Raw genomic sequence first — 16,931 nt, 5'->3', positions numbered from 1 at the left:
TGGCATGCCGTGCACCTCGCGCCCCCGGTGCCTGCCCACGGCGTCGCGTGAATACAACGCCTGATGAGCGCAGAGTAGTTGACACCGGCACTGCTTCGTGTCAGCGTCGAAGCGCTTCGACATACGGCCGCCACGCTCAGCCTGCCGAGGGGTTGTCCACGTGAGTTCCCTGTCCCCGCCCGTCGTCGGTCTCCTTCCCTTCCGGGATCCGGCGCTGCCGCTGCGCGAGCGCGTCGACGACCTGGCCGCCCGTCTCACGACGGAGGAGGGGCTCGCGATGCTGCACCAGCTGGTGCCGGCCGTTCCGCGTCTGGGCCTCCCCGCCTTCCGGACCGGCAGCGAGGCTCTGCACGGGGTCTCCTGGCTGGGCGAGGCGACCGTCTTCCCGCAGGCCGTCGGCCTCGGCGCCACCTGGGACGAGGGGCTGGTGCACCGGGTCGCGGAGGCGGTCGCGACCGAACTGCGCGCCTTCCACCACCACCGCCCGCCCGCAGGCGGGGGCGCACCCCACAGCCTCCAGGCCTGGGCGCCCGTACTGAACCTGCTGCGCGACCCGCGCTGGGGTCGCAACGAGGAGGGGTACTCCGAGGACCCCGCCCACACCGCGCGTCTCGGGGAGGCGTTCTGCCGGGGCCTGTCCGGAGACCACCCCGTCTACCTGCGGGTGGCCCCGGTGCTCAAGCACTTCCTCGCCTACAACAACGAGGACGAGCGGTGCACCACGTCCTCCGGCGTGCGCCCCCGGGTACTGAGGGAGTACGACCTGGCGGCCTTCCGTCCCGTGGTCGCCTCCGGCGCCGCGACCGGCGCCATGGCCGCCTACAACCTCGTCAACGGCCGTCCCTGTCACGTCAGTCCGCTCATCGAGAGCGAACTGCGCCGCTGGGCGGAGCCGACCGGCCACGAACTCTTCGTGGTCAGCGACGCCGAAGCCCCGTCCAACCTTGTCGACCCGGAGCGGTACTTCGACGACCACGCCGCATCCCACGCGGCCGCGCTCAAGGCCGGCATCGACAGTTTCACCGACCACGGCGAGGACAGCGCCACGCCGGTCGGCCGCCTGCGCGAGGCCCTGGAGCGCGGCCTGATCGACCGGGCCGACGTGCACCGAGCCGTCCGGCGGCAGCTGGAACTGCGCTTTCGTCTGGGGGAGTTCGACCCCGAACTGGACCCCTACGCCGGCATCGGCCCCGATGTCGTCGGCTGCGCCGAACACCGCGAGCTGGCGCGGCACGCCGCGACCGAGTCGGTGGTGCTGCTCAAGAACGACGGCCTGCTGCCGCTCGACCCGGCGCGCACCGCGCGGGTCGCCGTCATCGGCCCGCTCGCCGACAGGCTGTGCGAGGACTGGTACAGCGGCACCATGTCCTACCAGGTCGGCGTCGCCGCCGGACTCGCCGCGGCGCTCGGCGTCCACGGCGGCGACGTGGTCCACGAGGAGGGCGCCGACCAGATCGCGCTGCGCTCCGCCACCACCGGCGACCTGCTGGGCAGGACCGCCTTCGACGTGACCGACTGGGGCCGCGGCGTCCTGACGCTGCGCGCCGCCGACTCCGGCCGCTACCTGAGCCTGACGCAGGACGAGTCGCTGGCCGCCGAGCGGGACGTGATCAAGAGCTGGGACGTCCGGGAGACCTTCCGGCTCGAACCGGCCGGGGACGGCACCGTACTGCTGCGTTCCGTGCTCACCCGCCGTTACGCCGCCGTCGACCCCGCGGACGGCCGGGTGACCGTCACCGCCCTCACCCCCGACACCGCCGAGCGCTGGCACCGGGAACTGCTGCGCGACGGCGCGGCCGCGGCGCGGGCCGCCGCCGGGGCGGCCGACGCGGCGGTCGTCGTCCTCGGCAACCACCCGATGATCAATGGCCGCGAGACCGAGGACCGCAGGGGCCTCGACCTTCCCGAGACGCAGCAGGCACTGCTGCGGGAGGTCGCGGCCGTCCGCCCCGAGACGGCGCTGGTGGTGATGAGCAGCTACCCGTACGCCGTCGACTGGGCCGAGGCACACCTGCCGGCCGTGGTGTGGACCTCGCACGGCGGCCAGGAGACGGGCCACGCGCTGGCCGCGGTGCTGCTCGGGGAGGCCGAGCCCGCCGGACGTCTGCCGCAGACGTGGTACCGGGGCGCGGACCCACTGCCGGAGCCGCTCGACTACGACATCATCAAGGCCGGCTGGACCTACCAGTACCACCGGGCCGCGCCCCTCTATCCCTTCGGACACGGGCTGTCCTACACCGACTTCGCCCACCGCGACCTGCGCCTGTCGCGGGCGTCGATCGGCCAGGACGCCTCGGTCGACGTCAGGGTGACCCTGGTCAACACGGGGCGGCGGACCGGCAGCGAGGTGGTGCAGCTCTACGTCCGGGCGCTCGACGCCCGCTACGAGGCCCCCCGGCGGCGCCTGGCCGACTTCCGGAAGGTCCGCCTGGCGCCGGGCGAGAGCCGGGAGGTGGCGTTCTCCCTGCCCGCCGACCAGCTCGCCCACTGGGACGTCGCGACCGGCGCCTTCACCGTCGACCCCGGCGCGTACGAGATCGCCGTCGCCCGCTCCGCCGAGCACCCCGTCCTGACCGCGCGGCTCACCGTGACCGGGCAGGCCCCCGCGCCCCGCGTGGTCGTCGGTCGCCGCACGCCGGCCGCCGACTTCGACGACCACGCGGACACCGTCCTCGTCGACGCCACCCGCGCCGACGGGGACGCCGTGACTCCGGCCGACCCCGCGCGGCCCGCGACGCTCCTCTTCCGCGACGTCGACCTGTCCGGGGCCGTCCGGGTGGAGGCGGAGACGGCCCTGGAGAGCGCCGTCGGCGGGGCGGCCCGCCTGGAGGTCCGGGCCGGTGACCGGCTGCTGGCCGAGATCGCGGTCCCGGTCACCGGTGACCGTTACGCGTGGACGACCACGGCGGCCGCGCTCGCCCCGCCGCCGGACGGGGTCCACGACCTGCGGCTCACGCTGCACGGCGGCTTCCGGCTGGCTGCCTTCGGCTTCGCCGCGTCCGGCGGTACCGACTGAGGCCCACGCCCACGGGACCGGCGGCCCGCCACAGGGGGGGGCGGGCCGCCGGTCCCCCCGTACGGGGCCCGCACTCCGGTGCACGGGCCGAGGGGCAGGACCGCGCGCCCGCCGCCGCGCTCCGGCACCCGGTGTCCCCTCGCAACCTCTCCCCGTCGCCGACTCGCCACGTCAGGTCCTCACACGCTCCGACCGGAGGAACACCCCATGCCGCTGACCGACCTGGGCGAGGACGAACTCGTCTACTACCGGCCCGAGTTGCCCGAGCCGCCGGAATTCGACGCCTTCTGGCGGCGGACCCTCGCCGCGGCCCGCTCGCACGAGGGGGTGGTGAAGGCCGAGCCGGTCACCGAGCGGCACGGACTGCGCACGGTCGAGGTCGACGACGTGCGCTTCCCCGGCTGGAACGGCGAGCCGGTGGCCGCCTGGCTGCTGCGCCCGCGCGACGCGACCGGACCGCTGCCCGTCGTCGTCACCTACATCGGCTACAGCGGCGGCCGGGGCCTGCCCACCGACCACCTGTTCTGGTCCGCCGCGGGCTACGCCCAACTCGTCGTCGACAGCCGCGGTCAGGGCCACGACACCCCCGACCGGGGCGAGGGCGACGGTACGCAGTGGGTCGAGGGCTTCATGACCCGCGGCATCGACTCTCCCGACACCCACTACTACCGGCGGCTGATCACCGACTGCGTGCGGGCCGTGGACGCGGTCGCACAGCTGCCCGGACTCGACCCCCGCCGGGTGGCGGTGGCCGGGGGCAGCCAGGGCGGTGGCCTGGCGCTCGCCGTGGCCGGTCTCGCCGGGGACGCGGTGGCGGCCGCGCTCGTGGACGTCCCGTTCCTGTGCCACTTCCGCCGTGCCGCCGGGATCTGCGGCGAGGGCCCGTACCAGGAGATCGCCCACTACCTGCGGTGGCACAGCCGGCACCGCGTGGAGCCCGCCTTCGCCACCCTCGCCCACTTCGACGGCGTCCACTTCGCGCGGCGGGCCACCGCGCCGACGCTCTTCAGCGTGGGCCTGATGGACCCGGTCTGCCCGCCCTCCACGGTCTACGCCGCCTTCAACCATTACGCCGCCGAGGACCGCACCATGACCGTCTGGCCCTTCGGCGACCACGCCGGCGGCGGCGGCTCCCACCCGCCCGTCCAGCTGGCCTGGCTGCGCGAGCGCGGCCTGGCGCCGCAGCCGCACCGCGCGCGGACGGGGGGACCCGCACGATGAAGTTCACCGACGGCTACTGGCTCATGCGTCCCGGCGTCACCGCGCAGTACGCCGCGGAGGTGGCGGACGTCCGGGCGGACGAGCACCGGATGACCCTCTACGCGCCGGTGAAACACGTGCGCGGGCGCGGTGGCACGCTCAACAGCGCCCTGCTGACCGTCGACTGCTGGTCGCCGGCCGAGGGCGTGATCGGGGTCCGCGTCACGCACCACGCCGGGGCGGTGCGGCGCGGACCGGAGTTCGCCCTGCCCGGTGCGCGGCAGGACGCGGGAAAGGTGCGCCGCGACGGGCCGGTGGTCGAGCTCGGCGCGGGCGAACTGACCCTGCGGGTCGACACCTCCCGGCCGTGGCGGCTGGAGTTCACCGCGGCCGGAGAGGTACTGACCTCCGTGGGCGAGCGCGGCACCGGCTTCGCCACCGACGCCGCCGGCCGGCACTTCATGCTGGGCCAACTCGCCCTGGGGGTGGGGGAGGCGGTGTACGGCCTGGGGGAGCGGTTCACGCCGTTCGTCAAGAACGGCCAGAGCGTGGACATCTGGCAGGCCGACGGCGGCACCAGCAGCGAACAGGCCTACAAGAACGTGCCTTTCCACCTGACGAACCGGGGGTACGGGGTCTTCGTCAACCACCCCGGCAAGGTCGGCTACGAGGTCGGGTCCGAGGCGGTCGGCCAGGTCCAGTTCAGCGTCGAGGACCAGTCGCTGGAGTACTTCGTCGTCCACGGCCCCACCCCGAAGGACGTCCTGCGGCGCTATACCGACCTCACCGGCCGCCCCGCCCTGCCCCCGGCCTGGGCGCTGGGCCTGTGGCTGAGCACCTCGTTCACCACCGACTACGACGAGGCCACCGTCAACCGTTTCGTCGACGGCATGGCCGAGCGCGGCATCCCGCTGAGCGTCTTCCACCTCGACTGCTTCTGGATGCGCGCCTACCAGTGGTGCGACTTCGAGTGGCACGCGGACACCTTCCCGGACCCGGCGGGCATGCTCGACCGGCTACGGCGGCGGGGACTGCGGATCAGCGCCTGGATCAACCCCTACATCGCGCAGAAGTCGGCGATGTTCGAGGAGGGCGTGCGCGAGGGCCACCTGGTGCGGCGCCCCGACGGCAGCGTGTGGCAGTGGGACCTGTGGCAGCCCGGGATGGCCCTGGTGGACTTCACCCGTCCCGCCTCCCGCGCCTGGTACACCGGCAAGCTCCGGGCGCTGCTGGAGATGGGTGTGGACTGCTTCAAGACCGACTTCGGCGAACGCGTCCCCACCGACGTGGTGTGGCACGACGGCTCGGACCCCGAGCGGATGCACAACTACTACACCCACCTCTACAACCAGGCCGTCTTCGAGCTGCTGCGCGAGGTGCGCGGGGAGGGCGAGGCGCTGCTCTTCGCCCGCTCCGCGACGGCGGGCGGTCAGCAGTACCCCGTGCACTGGGGCGGCGACTGCGAGTCCCACTTCAACGCCATGGCCGAGTCGCTGCGCGGCGGACTCTCCCTCGGCCTGTCGGGCTTCGGCTTCTGGAGCCACGACATCGGCGGCTTCGAGGGCACCCCGACGCCGGCCGTCTTCAAGCGGTGGGTGCAGTTCGGCCTGCTCTCCTCGCACAGCCGGCTGCACGGCAGCACGTCCTACCGCGTGCCGTGGGACTACGGGGAGGAGGCCGTCGAGGTCACCCGGGAGTTCACCCTGCTCAAGCACCGCCTCGCCCCGTACCTCCAGCGCGCCGCGCAGCAGGCGCACACCACCGGTGTCCCGGTGATGCGCGCCATGGTGCTGGAGTTCCCCGACGACCCGGCCGCCGCCACCCTGGACCGGCAGTACATGCTGGGCGACGACCTGCTGGTCGCCCCGGTCTTCACGGACGACGGCACGGTCGAGTACTACGTGCCCGAAGGGACCTGGACGAACGTGCTGACCGGGGACCGGATCACCGGTCCCCGCTGGGTCCGGGAGCGGCACGGGTTCCACACCCTGCCGCTGCTGGCCCGCCCCGACTCCGTCGTCCCGCTCGCCGCGGACGACCAGCGGCCCGTCTCGGCCTGGGCCGATGACGTCGAGCTGCGGGTGCACGACTTCGCGGACGGCGCCGAACGCACGGTCGTGATCCCGCGTCCCGAGGGCACCGGTGGGGCGGCCCGCTTCACCCTGCGCCGCCGGGGCGGGCGCCTCCACGTCACCACCGACAGCACGCGCCCCTGGCGGCTCCGCTTCGGCGGGCCGCAGGGCGCCCTGCACGCCCGGCCCGCAGGCACCCCGGAAGCGGCCTTCGCCTACCCGTCCTGAACCGGGCGGCCGGGCGGCCGGGCGAAGGCGCCCCCGGGCCCCGCGCGTGACGCGGGGCCCGAGCGGCCGGCTCAGCGGGCGCCGAGGAGGTGTTCCAGGGCGAGCTGGTCCAGCTGCTCGAAGGCCATGCCGCGACGGGCGGCGCCCTCGACGTCGAACGTTTCGAAGGCGGACGGGTCGGCCAGCAGCCCGGCCAGGCCGTCCTCGGCGGTGGGGAGCGCGAGGTCCGGCAGCCGGGAGGCGGCGAGCGCGTCGCGGACCTCCGGATCGGCCCGGAAGGCCCGGGAACGTTCCGCCAGCAGCAGGTAGTTGCGCATGCAGCCGGCCGCCGAGGCCCAGACGCCCTCGGCGTCCTCGGTGCGCGGCGGCTTGAAGTCGAAGTGCCGGGGGCCGTCGTAGCCCGCCGACTCCAGCAGGTCGACCAGCCAGAAGGCCTGGCGCAGGTCGCCCGCGCCGAAGCGCAGGTCCTGGTCGTACTTGATGCCGGTCTGGCCGTTGAGGTCGATGTGGAAGAGCTTGTCGTGCCACAGGGCCTGGGCGATGCCGTGCGGGAAGTTCAACCCGGCCATCTGCTCGTGGCCCACCTCCGGGTTGAGGCCGACCCGCTCGGGGCGCTCCAGCTCGTTGATGAAGGCCAGGGCGTGGCCGATGGTGGGCAGCAGGATGTCGCCGCGCGGCTCGTTGGGCTTGGGCTCGATCGCGAAGCGCAGGTCGTAGCCCTGCTCCTCGACGTACTCGCCCAGCAGGTCGAAGGCCTCCTTGAGCCGGTCGAGGGCGGCGCGCACGTCCTTGGCGGCGCCCGATTCCGCGCCCTCCCGGCCGCCCCAGGCGACGTAGACCGAGGCGCCGAGTTCCACGGCCAGGTCGATGTTGCGGATCGTCTTGCGCAGCGCGTACCGGCGCACGTCCCGGTCGTTGGCGGTGAAGGCGCCGTCCTTGAACACCGGGTGGGTGAACAGGTTGGTGGTGGCCATGGGCACCTTCAGCCCGGCCGTGTCGAGCGCGCTGCGGAACCGCTTGACCGCCCGCTCGCGCGCGGCCTCGTCGGAGCCGAAGGGGATCAGGTCGTCGTCGTGGAACGTGACGCCGTAGGCGCCGAGCTCGGCCAGCCGCTGCACGCTCTCGACCGGGTCGAGAGCGGGCCGGGTGGCGTCGCCGAAGGGGTCCCGGCCCTGCCAGCCGACGGTCCACAGGCCGAAGGTGAACCTGTGCGCGGGAGTGGGGACGAGCGGGTCGCTGGTCATGGGGCGCTCCGGAGTCAGGTGCCGAGGGGCTATTTGTAATGACAGAAAACAAACTAATATGCGGGGACCTGAAGAGGAAGCCCACCGGAGGAACGCATGTCCGCACAGCGTGTCGTGATCGGTGTCGACAGCTCGACGCAGTCCACCAAGGCCCTCGCCGTCGACCTGGACAGCGGCGCGGTGGTGGGCGAGGGACGGGCCGAGCACGCGGTCAGCGGGGGCGCCGCCCGCGAGAGCGACCCCGAGCAGTGGTGGCGGGCCCTCGGTGCGGCCGTGGCCGCCACCGGCTGGGCGGACCGCGCCGCGGCCTGCTCGATCGCCGGCCAGCAGCACGGCCTGGTCACCCTCGACGCGGCGGGCCGCGCGGTGCGCCCGGCGCTCCTGTGGAACGACGTGCGCTCCGCCCCCCAGGCCGGCGCGCTCACCGCCGCCTTCGGCCCGGCGGAGCTGGCCCGCCGCACCGGAAGCGTCCCGACGGCCGCCTTCACCGCCGCCAAGTGGGCCTGGCTGCGGGCGAACGAGCCCGCCGCCGCCGAGCGCGTCGCGGCCGTCCGGCTTCCCCACGACTTCCTGACCGAGCGGCTGACCGGCGAGGCGGTGACGGACCGCGGTGACGCCTCCGGAACCGGCTGGTGGGGCCCCGAGGGCTACGACCGGGACGTCCTCGACCGGATCGGCCTCGACCCTGCGCTGCTCCCGCGGGTCCTCGCGCCGGGTGCCCGGGCAGGCGTCGTACGGGCCGGAACGCCCCTGCGCGAGGGCACGCCGGTGGCCACCGGCACGGGGGACAACATGGCCGCCGCCCTCGGGCTGGGCCTGACGCCCGGCCGCCCGGTGCTGAGCCTCGGCACCTCCGGCACCGTCTACGCCGTCGGCCGGACCCGCCCCGCCGACCCCGGCGGCACCGTCGCCGGCTTCGCCGACGCCCTCGGCGGCTGGCTGCCGCTGGCCTGCACGCTCAACTGCACCCTCGCCGTCGACCGCCTCGCCGCCCTCGTCGGCCGCGACCGCGAGGACGTCGAAGCGGGCGGCACGGTGGTGGTGCTGCCCCATCTGGACGGCGAACGCACCCCGGACCTCCCGCACGCCTCCGGCCTGATCCACGGCCTGCGCCACGACACCACCCCCGGACAGGTGCTCCAGGCCGCCTACGACGGCGCCGCCCACGCCCTGCTGGCGGCGCTGGACGGCGTACTGCGCGCCGGCGGCGAGAACCCGGACTCCGGCGAGCCCCTGCTGCTGATCGGCGGCGGAGCCCGCGGCGCGGCCTGGCAGCGGACCGTCCTGCGGCTCTCCGGCCGCGCCGTCCAGGTGCCCGAAGCGCGGGAACTGGTCGCCCTCGGCGCCGCCGCCCAGGCCGCCGCACTGCTCACCGGGGAGCCGGCCGACGCCGTGGCCCGCCGCTGGCGGACCGCCGAGGGCCCGGTACGGGAGCCCGTCGCCCGTGACGACGACACGCTCGAACGGATCACCAGTACGCTGCGGCGGGCGCGGGCGTTGCAGGAGGCCGCGCCGACCAGGTGAGAGCCGACCAGGCGATACAGGAGGACCGGCGCGATGGCGGGGATCGGCAGGGCGGGCGAGGGCGGCACGGAGGCCGCGCCCGCCTCGCAGCGGGACATGCGCCGCCAGAACCTCGCGGTGGTGCTCGGCGCGGTCGCCGCGCACGGCCCGCTCTCCCGGGCGGACGTCGCCGGACAGACCGGCCTGACCCGGCCGGCGGTCTCCTCCCTGGTCGACGAACTCATCGGCCGCGGAGCGCTGACCGAGACGGAGACCGCGCCCAGCGGACGGGTCGGCCGCCCCGGCCGGGCCCTCGCGCTCAACGACCGGGGCCCCGCGGGCCTCGGCCTGGAGATCGGCGTCACCCACCTCGCCGCCTGCGTCGTGGACCTGCGCGGAGAGCCCCGCGTGTGGCGCCGCGCGGAGCGGGCCAACGCGGGCCGGCCGCCCGCGCGGGTCCTGGCGGAGGCCGCCGCCCTCGGAGCCGAGGCCGAGGCGGAGGCCACCGCCCTCGGGCTGCGCGTCGAGGGCCGCGTCCTCGCCGTGCCGGGCGTGGTGCCGAACGCGCCGGGCGGGCTCGTCGCGAACGCGCCCAACCTCGGCTGGCAGGCGGTCCGCCTCGCCGACCACTGGCCCGACCCCGCCACCGTGCCCGAGCCGGAGAACGAGGCCAACCTCGGGGCGCTGGCCGAGCAGTGGCACCGGGGACAGCCCGCCGACACCTTCGTCCACGTCTCCGCCGAAGCCGGAATCGGGGCCGCGCTGGTCATCGGCGGCCGGTTGTTCCGGGGCGCCCGCGGCTTCGCGGGAGAACTGGGCCACGTGCCCGTCCACCCGGAGGGGGCCGGGTGCCCCTGCGGGTCGCGCGGCTGCCTGGAGCAGTACGCGGGCGAGGCGGCCGTCCTGCGCGAAGCCGGGCTGCGCGGGGCCGGCGATCCGGTGGCGCTGCTGGCCGAACGGGCGGGCGCCGGGGACGCGGCGACCCTGCGCGCCCTGGACCGCGCCGGACGGGCCCTCGGCCTCGCCCTCGCGTCGGCGGTGAACCTGATCGACCCGGACGCCGTCGTCCTGGGCGGCGCCTACGCCGAACTCGCCGAGTGGCTGCTGCCGCCGGTACGGGCCGAACTCGCCGCCCGGGTCACCGTGCGGCCTTGGTCCCCGGAGGCGGTGCGCCCCTCCGCGCTGGGGCGCCGGGGACCGGTGCTGGGCGCGGCCTGGTCGACCGTCCGGCAGCTCCTCGCCGACCCCACCCGGCTGCCGGCCCCGTAGCCGGGCGCGCGGGGCCGGTCGGCCGTCGACGGTCCGCAGCAGGCTGTCGCTGAGGCCGGCGCCCGGGTCCGTACCCGATGAGGTGGCGGACCGCGTGCCGCAGGCCCCCGGTGGCCGCCCTCCGGACATGTGCCCCTGCACGAGGCCCTCTTGTGCGCCTGGGCGGAGCTCCGGCAGCCTGGAGGGGCAGCGGCGGAAGATGCTCGCGGGACACATGTTCAGTCGCGGTCTCCGCCCTTGTGGCCGCTGCGCCCGGCATGCATCCGATGACCGGCTCGGCCCTGCGCGGGCCGGAGCCTGCCGGACGGCCCGTACCGGCGTACGCAGTCCGCCCGGGACCGCCGTACGCACCCCGCGCCGGGCCGGCGTACGCACCCCGCGCCGGGCCGGCGACGCACCCCGCGCCGGGCCGGCGACGCACCCCGCGCCGGGCCGGCGACGCACCCCGCGCCGGGCCGGCGTACGCACCCCGCGCCGGGCCGGCGTACGCACCCCGCGCCGGGCCGGCGTACGCACCCCGCGCCGGGCCGGCGACGCACCCCGCCCCGGACCGGCGTACGCCACCCCGTCCCGCTCTTCCCCGGCCCGTCACGCCGCCGCCTCCGGACGGAGAACCCGGCGCCGCATCCCGTCACCCACCGGAACCCCCGCCATCCGTCGCCCCCCCCAGGAGCCGAACGATGTCCTCCTCCCTCAGCCCGCGTTCCCTGACGAAGGCCACGGCCCCCGCCGACGGCGCCGCGCCCTCCGGCCTGCCGCAGGGCCCGTCGCCCACCGATGGCCGGGCCTACGCCGTCCCCCCGAAGCTGGACTGGTGGTACCGGGCCAGGTTCGGCATGTTCATCCACTTCGGGTCCTACTCCCACCGCGGCCACGGCGAGTGGGCGTTCTGCACCGAGGACTGGGACAAGGCCGACTACCAGACCCGGGTGACCGCCCCGTTCGCCCCGACGTCCTTCAACGCCGCGACCATCGCGGAGCTGGCGAAGAACGCCGGCATGAAGTACCTCGTGATCACGGCCAAGCACCACGAGGGCTACGCGATGTGGGACTCCGACGTGACGGGCTTCACCGACACCACCGGCGCCAAGCTGTACAACCTGCCCGACTACAACGGCTTCCGGCCCGACCTGCTCGCCCAGCTGAAGACCGAGTGCGAGAAGCGGGGCGTGACGTTCGGTCTCTACTACTCGATCGTGGACTGGAGCCACCGCTCCCAGACCGTCAACCGGACCACCCTCTTCTCCGACATGTCCTCGCAGGACGCGCGTTCCGCCTACGTCACCGACATGAAGGCCCAGCTGCAGGAACTGCTGGACCGCTACGACCCGGCGGTCCTGTGGTTCGACGGCGACTGGTGCGGCAACCCGGCCGCGCCCACGCTCACCGACTGGTGGACCGGGGCCGACGGCGAGGACCTCTACGACTGGCTGACGGCCCGCAGGCCCGGCCTCGTCGTCAACGAGCGCGTCAAGCGGGACCTCGGCCTCGGCGACTTCGCCTGCCCCGAGCAGACGGTGCCGGCGCGGCCGCTGGACCGGCCGTGGGAGACCTGCGCCACCATGAACGGCCAGTGGGGCCACACCGACTGGGCCGAGAACGACTACCGGTCCGTGCAGGACATCGTCCAGGAGATGGTCACGGTCGTCTCCCGGGACGGCAACTACCTGCTCAACATCGGCCCCGAGGGCGACGGCGCCGTGCCCGCGGGAGCGGCCGCCGTCCTGGGCGGGCTCGCCTCCTGGATGGGCACCCACGCGGACAGCATCCACGGCACCAGCGGCAGCCCCTTCGCCGTCGAGCCGTCCTGGGGCCGGATCACGAAGAAGAGCGGCACACTCTTCGCCCACGTCTTCAGCCTGCCGACGGACGGCACCCTGCGGATACCCGCCGTCCACAACACGATCGGCCGCGTCCACCTGATGAACGACCCCTCCGTGCCGCTCGACCACACCGTCGCAGGCGGCCAGATCACCGTCACCGTGCCGACCGTGCCGTCCACCGCGTCGAACGCGTACGGCTGCGTGGTCTGCGTGGAGGTCGACGGCATGCCGGCGGTCCTCGCGGGCGGCGTCTACCGGCTGGTCAGCGCGCAGAGCGGCAAGGCCCTGGACAACGACGACACCGTCACCGAGGGCGGTCAGGTCGTCCAGCGGACCCCCGACGGAGGCCCGCCGCAGCAGTGGAGGGTCACCGACGCGGGCCACGGGTACTACACCCTGGTCTGCGTCCGCAGCGGCAAGGCCCTCGACGGCAACGGCGCCGGCGCCGACGGTCCGGGCCTGGTGCAGCGCGCCGACGGCGGAGGCCGGAGCCAACAGTGGGCGGTCACCGCGGTGGGCGAGGGCGCCTTCCGGCTCACCAACCGGCACAGCGGCAAGGCGCTGGACAACGGCTGCGCGAGCGGGGACGGCAGCCCGGTCATCCAGCGGGCCGCGAACGGCGGACCCGCGCAGAACTGGAACATGACCAGGCTCGGCTGAGGGCCTCCGGGGGCTGCGCGCGTCGGCGCCGTCGCGCAGCGGCCCGACCTCCAGACGTTGAAGCGCTTCGATAGGCGGGAATCTTGGCAGCGACCCTTGTGCGCCTATGGGTGTTCACTTAACCTCACTGCAACATCGAAGCGCTTCGACTGTGGACCGCGTCGCAGGGTCCGGTGTCCGCTTCACGCTCCGTCAGTTCCGGTCACGACGCCGCAGCCGACGCCCCCTCACCGGGCGTCCGGGCGAGCCATGAAGGGTTGACGCAATGATGCCGAACGCCGCCTCCCCCGGACCGAGCCGGAGAAGCTTCCTCGCCTCCACGGCGGTCGCCACCGCAGCGGTGGCCGGAGGAGTGCCGCTCCTCACCGCCTGCGGCGGTTCGGACGGCGGCCCGCGCGAGGGCACCACATCGGGCAGGGCCGCCGACGAGCTGATCCCGACGTACGTGGCCGGCACGATCGCCGCCCCGGACCTCCCGTCGAAGAACGGCTCGGCCGCCGGTTACACCGCCAGAACCGACCTCTCGGCCCTGGCCACCTCGGTCCCCAGCCCGCTCGGCACCGGCGCCCCCTTCAAGGTCATGTCGCCCTTCTGGGGCACCCCGCCGAAGGGGGACTGCGCGTACTACAAGGCGCTCGACGCGGCGGCGGGCACCAGGATCACCTGGCAGAACCAGGACGGCAACACCTACGGGCAGAAGCTCGGCGCCGTCCTCGCTTCCAGCTCCCTGCCCGACATGGTGGTCGTGCCCGGCTGGGAGCTCGTCGGAAAGACGGCGAACGCCCTCACCGCGAAGTTCATGGACCTCGGCCCCCACCTGGCGGGCGACAGGGTCAAGAAGTACCCGAACCTGGCCGCGATCCCGTCCGACGGCTGGCGCATGGGCGTCTTCGGCGGCGCGCTGCGTGGCATTCCGCTGTCGGCCGCCCCGGCGGACATCATCGTGCCCTACTACCGCAAGGACCTCTTCGACCAGCGGGGCTACTCCGTCCCCACCTCCGCCGACGAGTTCCTCGCCTGGGCCAAGGACGCCACCAGCGCGAAGGCCAAGGTGTACGCCTGCGGCGACCTGAGCTGGGTCTCCTCCAGCATCTTCGGCGCCTGTCCCGGCTGGAACCTCGACGCCGACGGCAAGCTCAGGTACGGCGTCGAGCGGCCCGAGTACCTCGAAGCCCTGGAGTGGACCCGCAAGCTGTTCGACGCCGGCGTGGTCCATCCCGACGACAGCGCGCGCTCCGGCGACGCGGGCCAGCGTTTCACCGCCGGGCAGATCCTGGTCCTCAACGCCGACATCGCCACCTGGTACCAGAAGGCCGCCGAACAGGCCCGGGCCAACCCCGGGTTCCGGATCGAGGCCATGGACATCTTCGGCGCGGGCGGCGGCAGCCCGACGCTCTACGCGTCCGCGCCCGCCACCCTCTGGTCGCTGATCCGCAAGGGCGCCCCGAAGGAGACCGTGGAGAACGCGCTGGCCGCCGCCGACTTCGCGGCCGCGCCCTACGGCACCAAGGAGCGGATGCTCGTCGACTACGGCGTCGAGGGCACCCACTACACGGTCGAGGACGGCGTCCCGGTCAAGAACGACCTGGGCACGACGGAAGTGGTCAACGCCTGGGCGATGCTGGCCACGCCGGCCCCCTACTACGCCCACCCCGACCTCCCCGACATCGCCCGCAAGCAGGTCGAGTGGCAGCAGCGGATGGGGGCCTTCATGAAGAAGACGTCCACCTACGGCATGACCATCGTCGAGCCCACCCGCTACGCCAACCTCGCCAGCCAGTTCGAGCAACTGCAGATCGACTACGTTCGCGGCCACAAGAAGCTGTCGGACGTGCAGGCCGCCATCTCCACCTGGAGGTCCTCCGGCGGGGACGAGCTGCGCGACTGGTACAAGGAGCTCCTCGACAAGAACGGCAGCGGCAACTGATGACGCTCACGGCCGGGAGCAGGCCCGACGGGACCCGTCCCCCCGCGGCCGTCGAAGAGCCCACGGCCGCCGTCGCCACCGCGGCGGTCCCGCGCCGGGCACCTCGCGGGACGGGCGGGGGAGCCAAGGTTGCCTTCCGGATCCGGCTGCGCCGCGACCGCACGCTCATCCTGATGACGGTGCCCGTCATCCTCCTGCTGCTGCTCTTCAACTACGTCCCGCTGCTGGGCAACGTCGTCGCCTTCCAGGACTACGACCCGTACGCCGCCGGCAACGGCGTCACGGCGATCTTCCACAGTCCCTGGGTGGGTCTCCAACAGTTCTCGCGCATGGCCGCAGACCCCCTGTTCCGGAGCGCCACGCAGAACACCCTCGTCCTGTTCGCCCTCCAACTGGTGCTGTTCTTCCCGGTCCCCATCGCCCTCGCCCTGCTCATCAACAGCGTGGTCCGGCCGCGGGTGCGGGCCGTCGCGCAGGCGATCATGTACCTCCCGCACTTCTTCTCGTGGGTCCTCGTCGTCACCGTGTTCCAGCAGATCTTCGGCGGCGCGGGCATCATCGCCCAGGTCCTGGAGGAGCACGGACGGAGCGGTTTCGACCTGATGACCGACGCCGACCTCTTCGCCTACCTGGTCACCGCGCAGGCCGTCTGGAAGGACGCCGGCTGGGGCGTCATCGTCTTCCTCGCGGCGCTGTCCGCCGTCAGCACCGACCTGTACGAGGCGGCCGCCATGGACGGCGCGGGGCGCTGGCGGCGCATGTGGCACGTGACGCTGCCCGCGCTGCGCCCGGTGATCGCGCTCCTGCTGGTCCTGCGCGTGGGGGACGCGCTGAGCGTCGGTTTCGAGCAGTTCCTGCTCCAGCGGGACGCGGTCGGCGCGGGAGCGAGCGAGGTCCTCGACACGTACGTGTGGAACATGGGCATCCAGAACGGCGACTTCAGCTACGCGGCCGCGGTCGGCCTGGCCAAGGGAGCCATCGGCATCTGCCTCGTCCTGGGCGCGAACAAGTTCGCCCACCTGCTGGGCGAGCAGGGGGTGTACAAGAAATGAGCCCGAACACACAGCTCGTCCGTAGTCTCAGGGGGCCTGCCCGCCCCGTGTGGGAGGAACGGCCGAGCGGAGCGGGACTGACCGCCAAGGGCGGCTTCCTGGCGCTCTGCTGCCTGGGGGTGCTCGGTCCGCTGTGGATCGTGGTCGTCACCAGCCTCTCGCCCAAATCCGTGATCGACCGGGTCGGCGGCCTCGTCGTGGTCCCCCGGGGCGTCACCTTCGTCAACTACACCGAACTCCTCGGCGGGGGGCAGGTCAGCCGGGCGATCATGGTGTCGGCCGGGGTCACGCTCTGCGGCACTCTGTTCTCGATGACGGTCTCGGTGCTGGCGGCCTACGGGCTGTCGCGCCCCGGCAGCCTGGGCCACCGGTTCTTCCTCATGACCATGATGGCGACCATGTTCTTCGGGGCCGGCCTCATCCCGACGTACCTGCTCGTACAGTCACTCGGCCTCACCGACACCTACCTGTCGCTGGTCCTGCCGAGCGCCGTCAGCGTCTTCAACATCCTGGTCCTGCGGTCCTTCTTCATGGGGATCTCGCCCGAACTCACCGAGTCGGCCCGCATCGACGGGGCCGGTGACCTGCGCATCCTGCTGACCATCGTCCTGCCGCTGTCGCGTGCGGTGCTGGCCGTCATCTCCTTGTTCTACGCGGTCGGTTACTGGAGCGCCTGGTTCAACGCCTCCCTCTACCTCACCGACCAGGACATGATGCCGCTGCAGAACGTGCTCATCCAGCTCGTCCAGAAGAACACCGAGGCGCCGACCGGACTTCAGCAGGCGGTCCGCACGGGACAACTCTCCTCGCTCGGGCTGCAGATGGCCGTCATGGTCCTCGCGCTCGTCCCCGTCGCGATCGCCTCCCCCTTCGTCCAGCGGCACTTCAAGAAGGGCATGCTCACCGGCGCGGTCAAGGGCTGAAGCCCCGCTCCGGT

Annotated in this window: 10 protein-coding genes; 9 read left to right on the top strand and 1 reads right to left on the bottom strand. The window is 73.7% G+C overall.

Annotation, left to right across the window (positions count from 1 at the left end; genetic code table 11):
* Positions 1-160: 160 nt before the first annotated feature.
* The 3 genes from AC0693_RS16775 to yicI all read left to right on the top strand — a co-directional run bounded on the left by AC0693_RS16775 (position 161) and on the right by yicI (position 6,516).
* Positions 161-3,016, top strand: a complete 2,856-nt coding sequence (locus tag AC0693_RS16775; RefSeq protein ID WP_478802209.1) for a glycoside hydrolase family 3 C-terminal domain-containing protein — start codon at positions 161-163, stop codon at positions 3,014-3,016.
* A 207-nt stretch (positions 3,017-3,223) separates the two neighbouring features.
* On the top strand, positions 3,224-4,237 hold the full coding sequence (locus AC0693_RS16770; protein ID WP_478802208.1) for an acetylxylan esterase: 1,014 nt from the start codon (positions 3,224-3,226) through the stop codon (positions 4,235-4,237).
* The gene (gene yicI, locus AC0693_RS16765; protein WP_469316355.1) at positions 4,234-6,516 is read left to right on the top strand and encodes an alpha-xylosidase; all 2,283 of its coding nucleotides are present in this window, start codon (positions 4,234-4,236) and stop codon (positions 6,514-6,516) included. The genes AC0693_RS16770 and yicI overlap by 4 nt, the downstream gene beginning before the upstream one ends.
* A 71-nt stretch (positions 6,517-6,587) precedes the next feature.
* Here the strand turns inward: yicI and xylA are convergent, their stop codons facing one another.
* Positions 6,588-7,760: a xylose isomerase gene (gene xylA / locus AC0693_RS16760; protein ID WP_469331790.1), complete on the bottom strand. Its 1,173-nt coding sequence runs from the start codon at positions 7,758-7,760 to the stop codon at positions 6,588-6,590.
* Positions 7,761-7,856: 96 nt separating this feature from the next.
* Between xylA and xylB the strand changes: the two genes are divergently transcribed.
* From xylB to AC0693_RS16730, 6 genes are all read left to right on the top strand, one after another.
* Positions 7,857-9,284 (top strand): xylulokinase, encoded by a 1,428-nt coding sequence (gene xylB / locus AC0693_RS16755; protein ID WP_478802207.1) that lies wholly within the window; start codon positions 7,857-7,859, stop codon positions 9,282-9,284.
* 33 nt (positions 9,285-9,317) lie between these two features.
* The gene (locus AC0693_RS16750; RefSeq protein WP_478802206.1) at positions 9,318-10,532 is read left to right on the top strand and encodes an ROK family protein; all 1,215 of its coding nucleotides are present in this window, start codon (positions 9,318-9,320) and stop codon (positions 10,530-10,532) included.
* A 680-nt stretch (positions 10,533-11,212) separates the two neighbouring features.
* Positions 11,213-13,015, top strand: a complete 1,803-nt coding sequence (locus AC0693_RS16745; RefSeq protein ID WP_478802205.1) for an alpha-L-fucosidase — start codon at positions 11,213-11,215, stop codon at positions 13,013-13,015.
* Positions 13,016-13,280: 265 nt separating this feature from the next.
* Positions 13,281-14,942 (top strand): extracellular solute-binding protein, encoded by a 1,662-nt coding sequence (locus tag AC0693_RS16740; protein WP_478802204.1) that lies wholly within the window; start codon positions 13,281-13,283, stop codon positions 14,940-14,942.
* Positions 14,942-15,994, top strand: coding sequence for an ABC transporter permease (locus AC0693_RS16735; RefSeq protein WP_478740252.1), 1,053 nt, complete (start codon positions 14,942-14,944; stop codon positions 15,992-15,994). Before AC0693_RS16740 ends, AC0693_RS16735 begins: the two co-directional genes overlap by 1 nt.
* A complete protein-coding gene (locus AC0693_RS16730; protein WP_469331798.1) occupies positions 15,991-16,917 on the top strand; it encodes a carbohydrate ABC transporter permease in 927 nt (308 codons plus the stop codon). Before AC0693_RS16735 ends, AC0693_RS16730 begins: the two co-directional genes overlap by 4 nt.
* Positions 16,918-16,931: the final 14 nt, after the last annotated feature.

The sequence above is a fragment of the Streptomyces sp. NPDC043876 genome (assembly GCF_056435825.1).
The sequence above is the reverse complement of the archived record's forward strand: the minus strand, read 5'-3'. Positions and strand labels throughout refer to the sequence as shown.

What these genes read in the sequence shown, in the direction of transcription:
- AC0693_RS16770 (WP_478802208.1), top strand. Translation starts at nt 3,224, where the DNA reads ATGCCGCTGACCGACCTGGGCGAGGACGAACTCGTCTACTACCGGCCC.
- yicI (WP_469316355.1), top strand. Translation starts at nt 4,234, where the DNA reads ATGAAGTTCACCGACGGCTACTGGCTCATGCGTCCCGGCGTCACCGCG.
- xylA (WP_469331790.1), bottom strand. Translation starts at nt 7,760, where the DNA reads ATGACCAGCGACCCGCTCGTCCCCACTCCCGCGCACAGGTTCACCTTC.
- xylB (WP_478802207.1), top strand. Translation starts at nt 7,857, where the DNA reads ATGTCCGCACAGCGTGTCGTGATCGGTGTCGACAGCTCGACGCAGTCC.
- AC0693_RS16750 (WP_478802206.1), top strand. Translation starts at nt 9,318, where the DNA reads ATGGCGGGGATCGGCAGGGCGGGCGAGGGCGGCACGGAGGCCGCGCCC.
- AC0693_RS16745 (WP_478802205.1), top strand. Translation starts at nt 11,213, where the DNA reads ATGTCCTCCTCCCTCAGCCCGCGTTCCCTGACGAAGGCCACGGCCCCC.
- AC0693_RS16740 (WP_478802204.1), top strand. Translation starts at nt 13,281, where the DNA reads ATGATGCCGAACGCCGCCTCCCCCGGACCGAGCCGGAGAAGCTTCCTC.
- AC0693_RS16735 (WP_478740252.1), top strand. Translation starts at nt 14,942, where the DNA reads ATGACGCTCACGGCCGGGAGCAGGCCCGACGGGACCCGTCCCCCCGCG.
- AC0693_RS16730 (WP_469331798.1), top strand. Translation starts at nt 15,991, where the DNA reads ATGAGCCCGAACACACAGCTCGTCCGTAGTCTCAGGGGGCCTGCCCGC.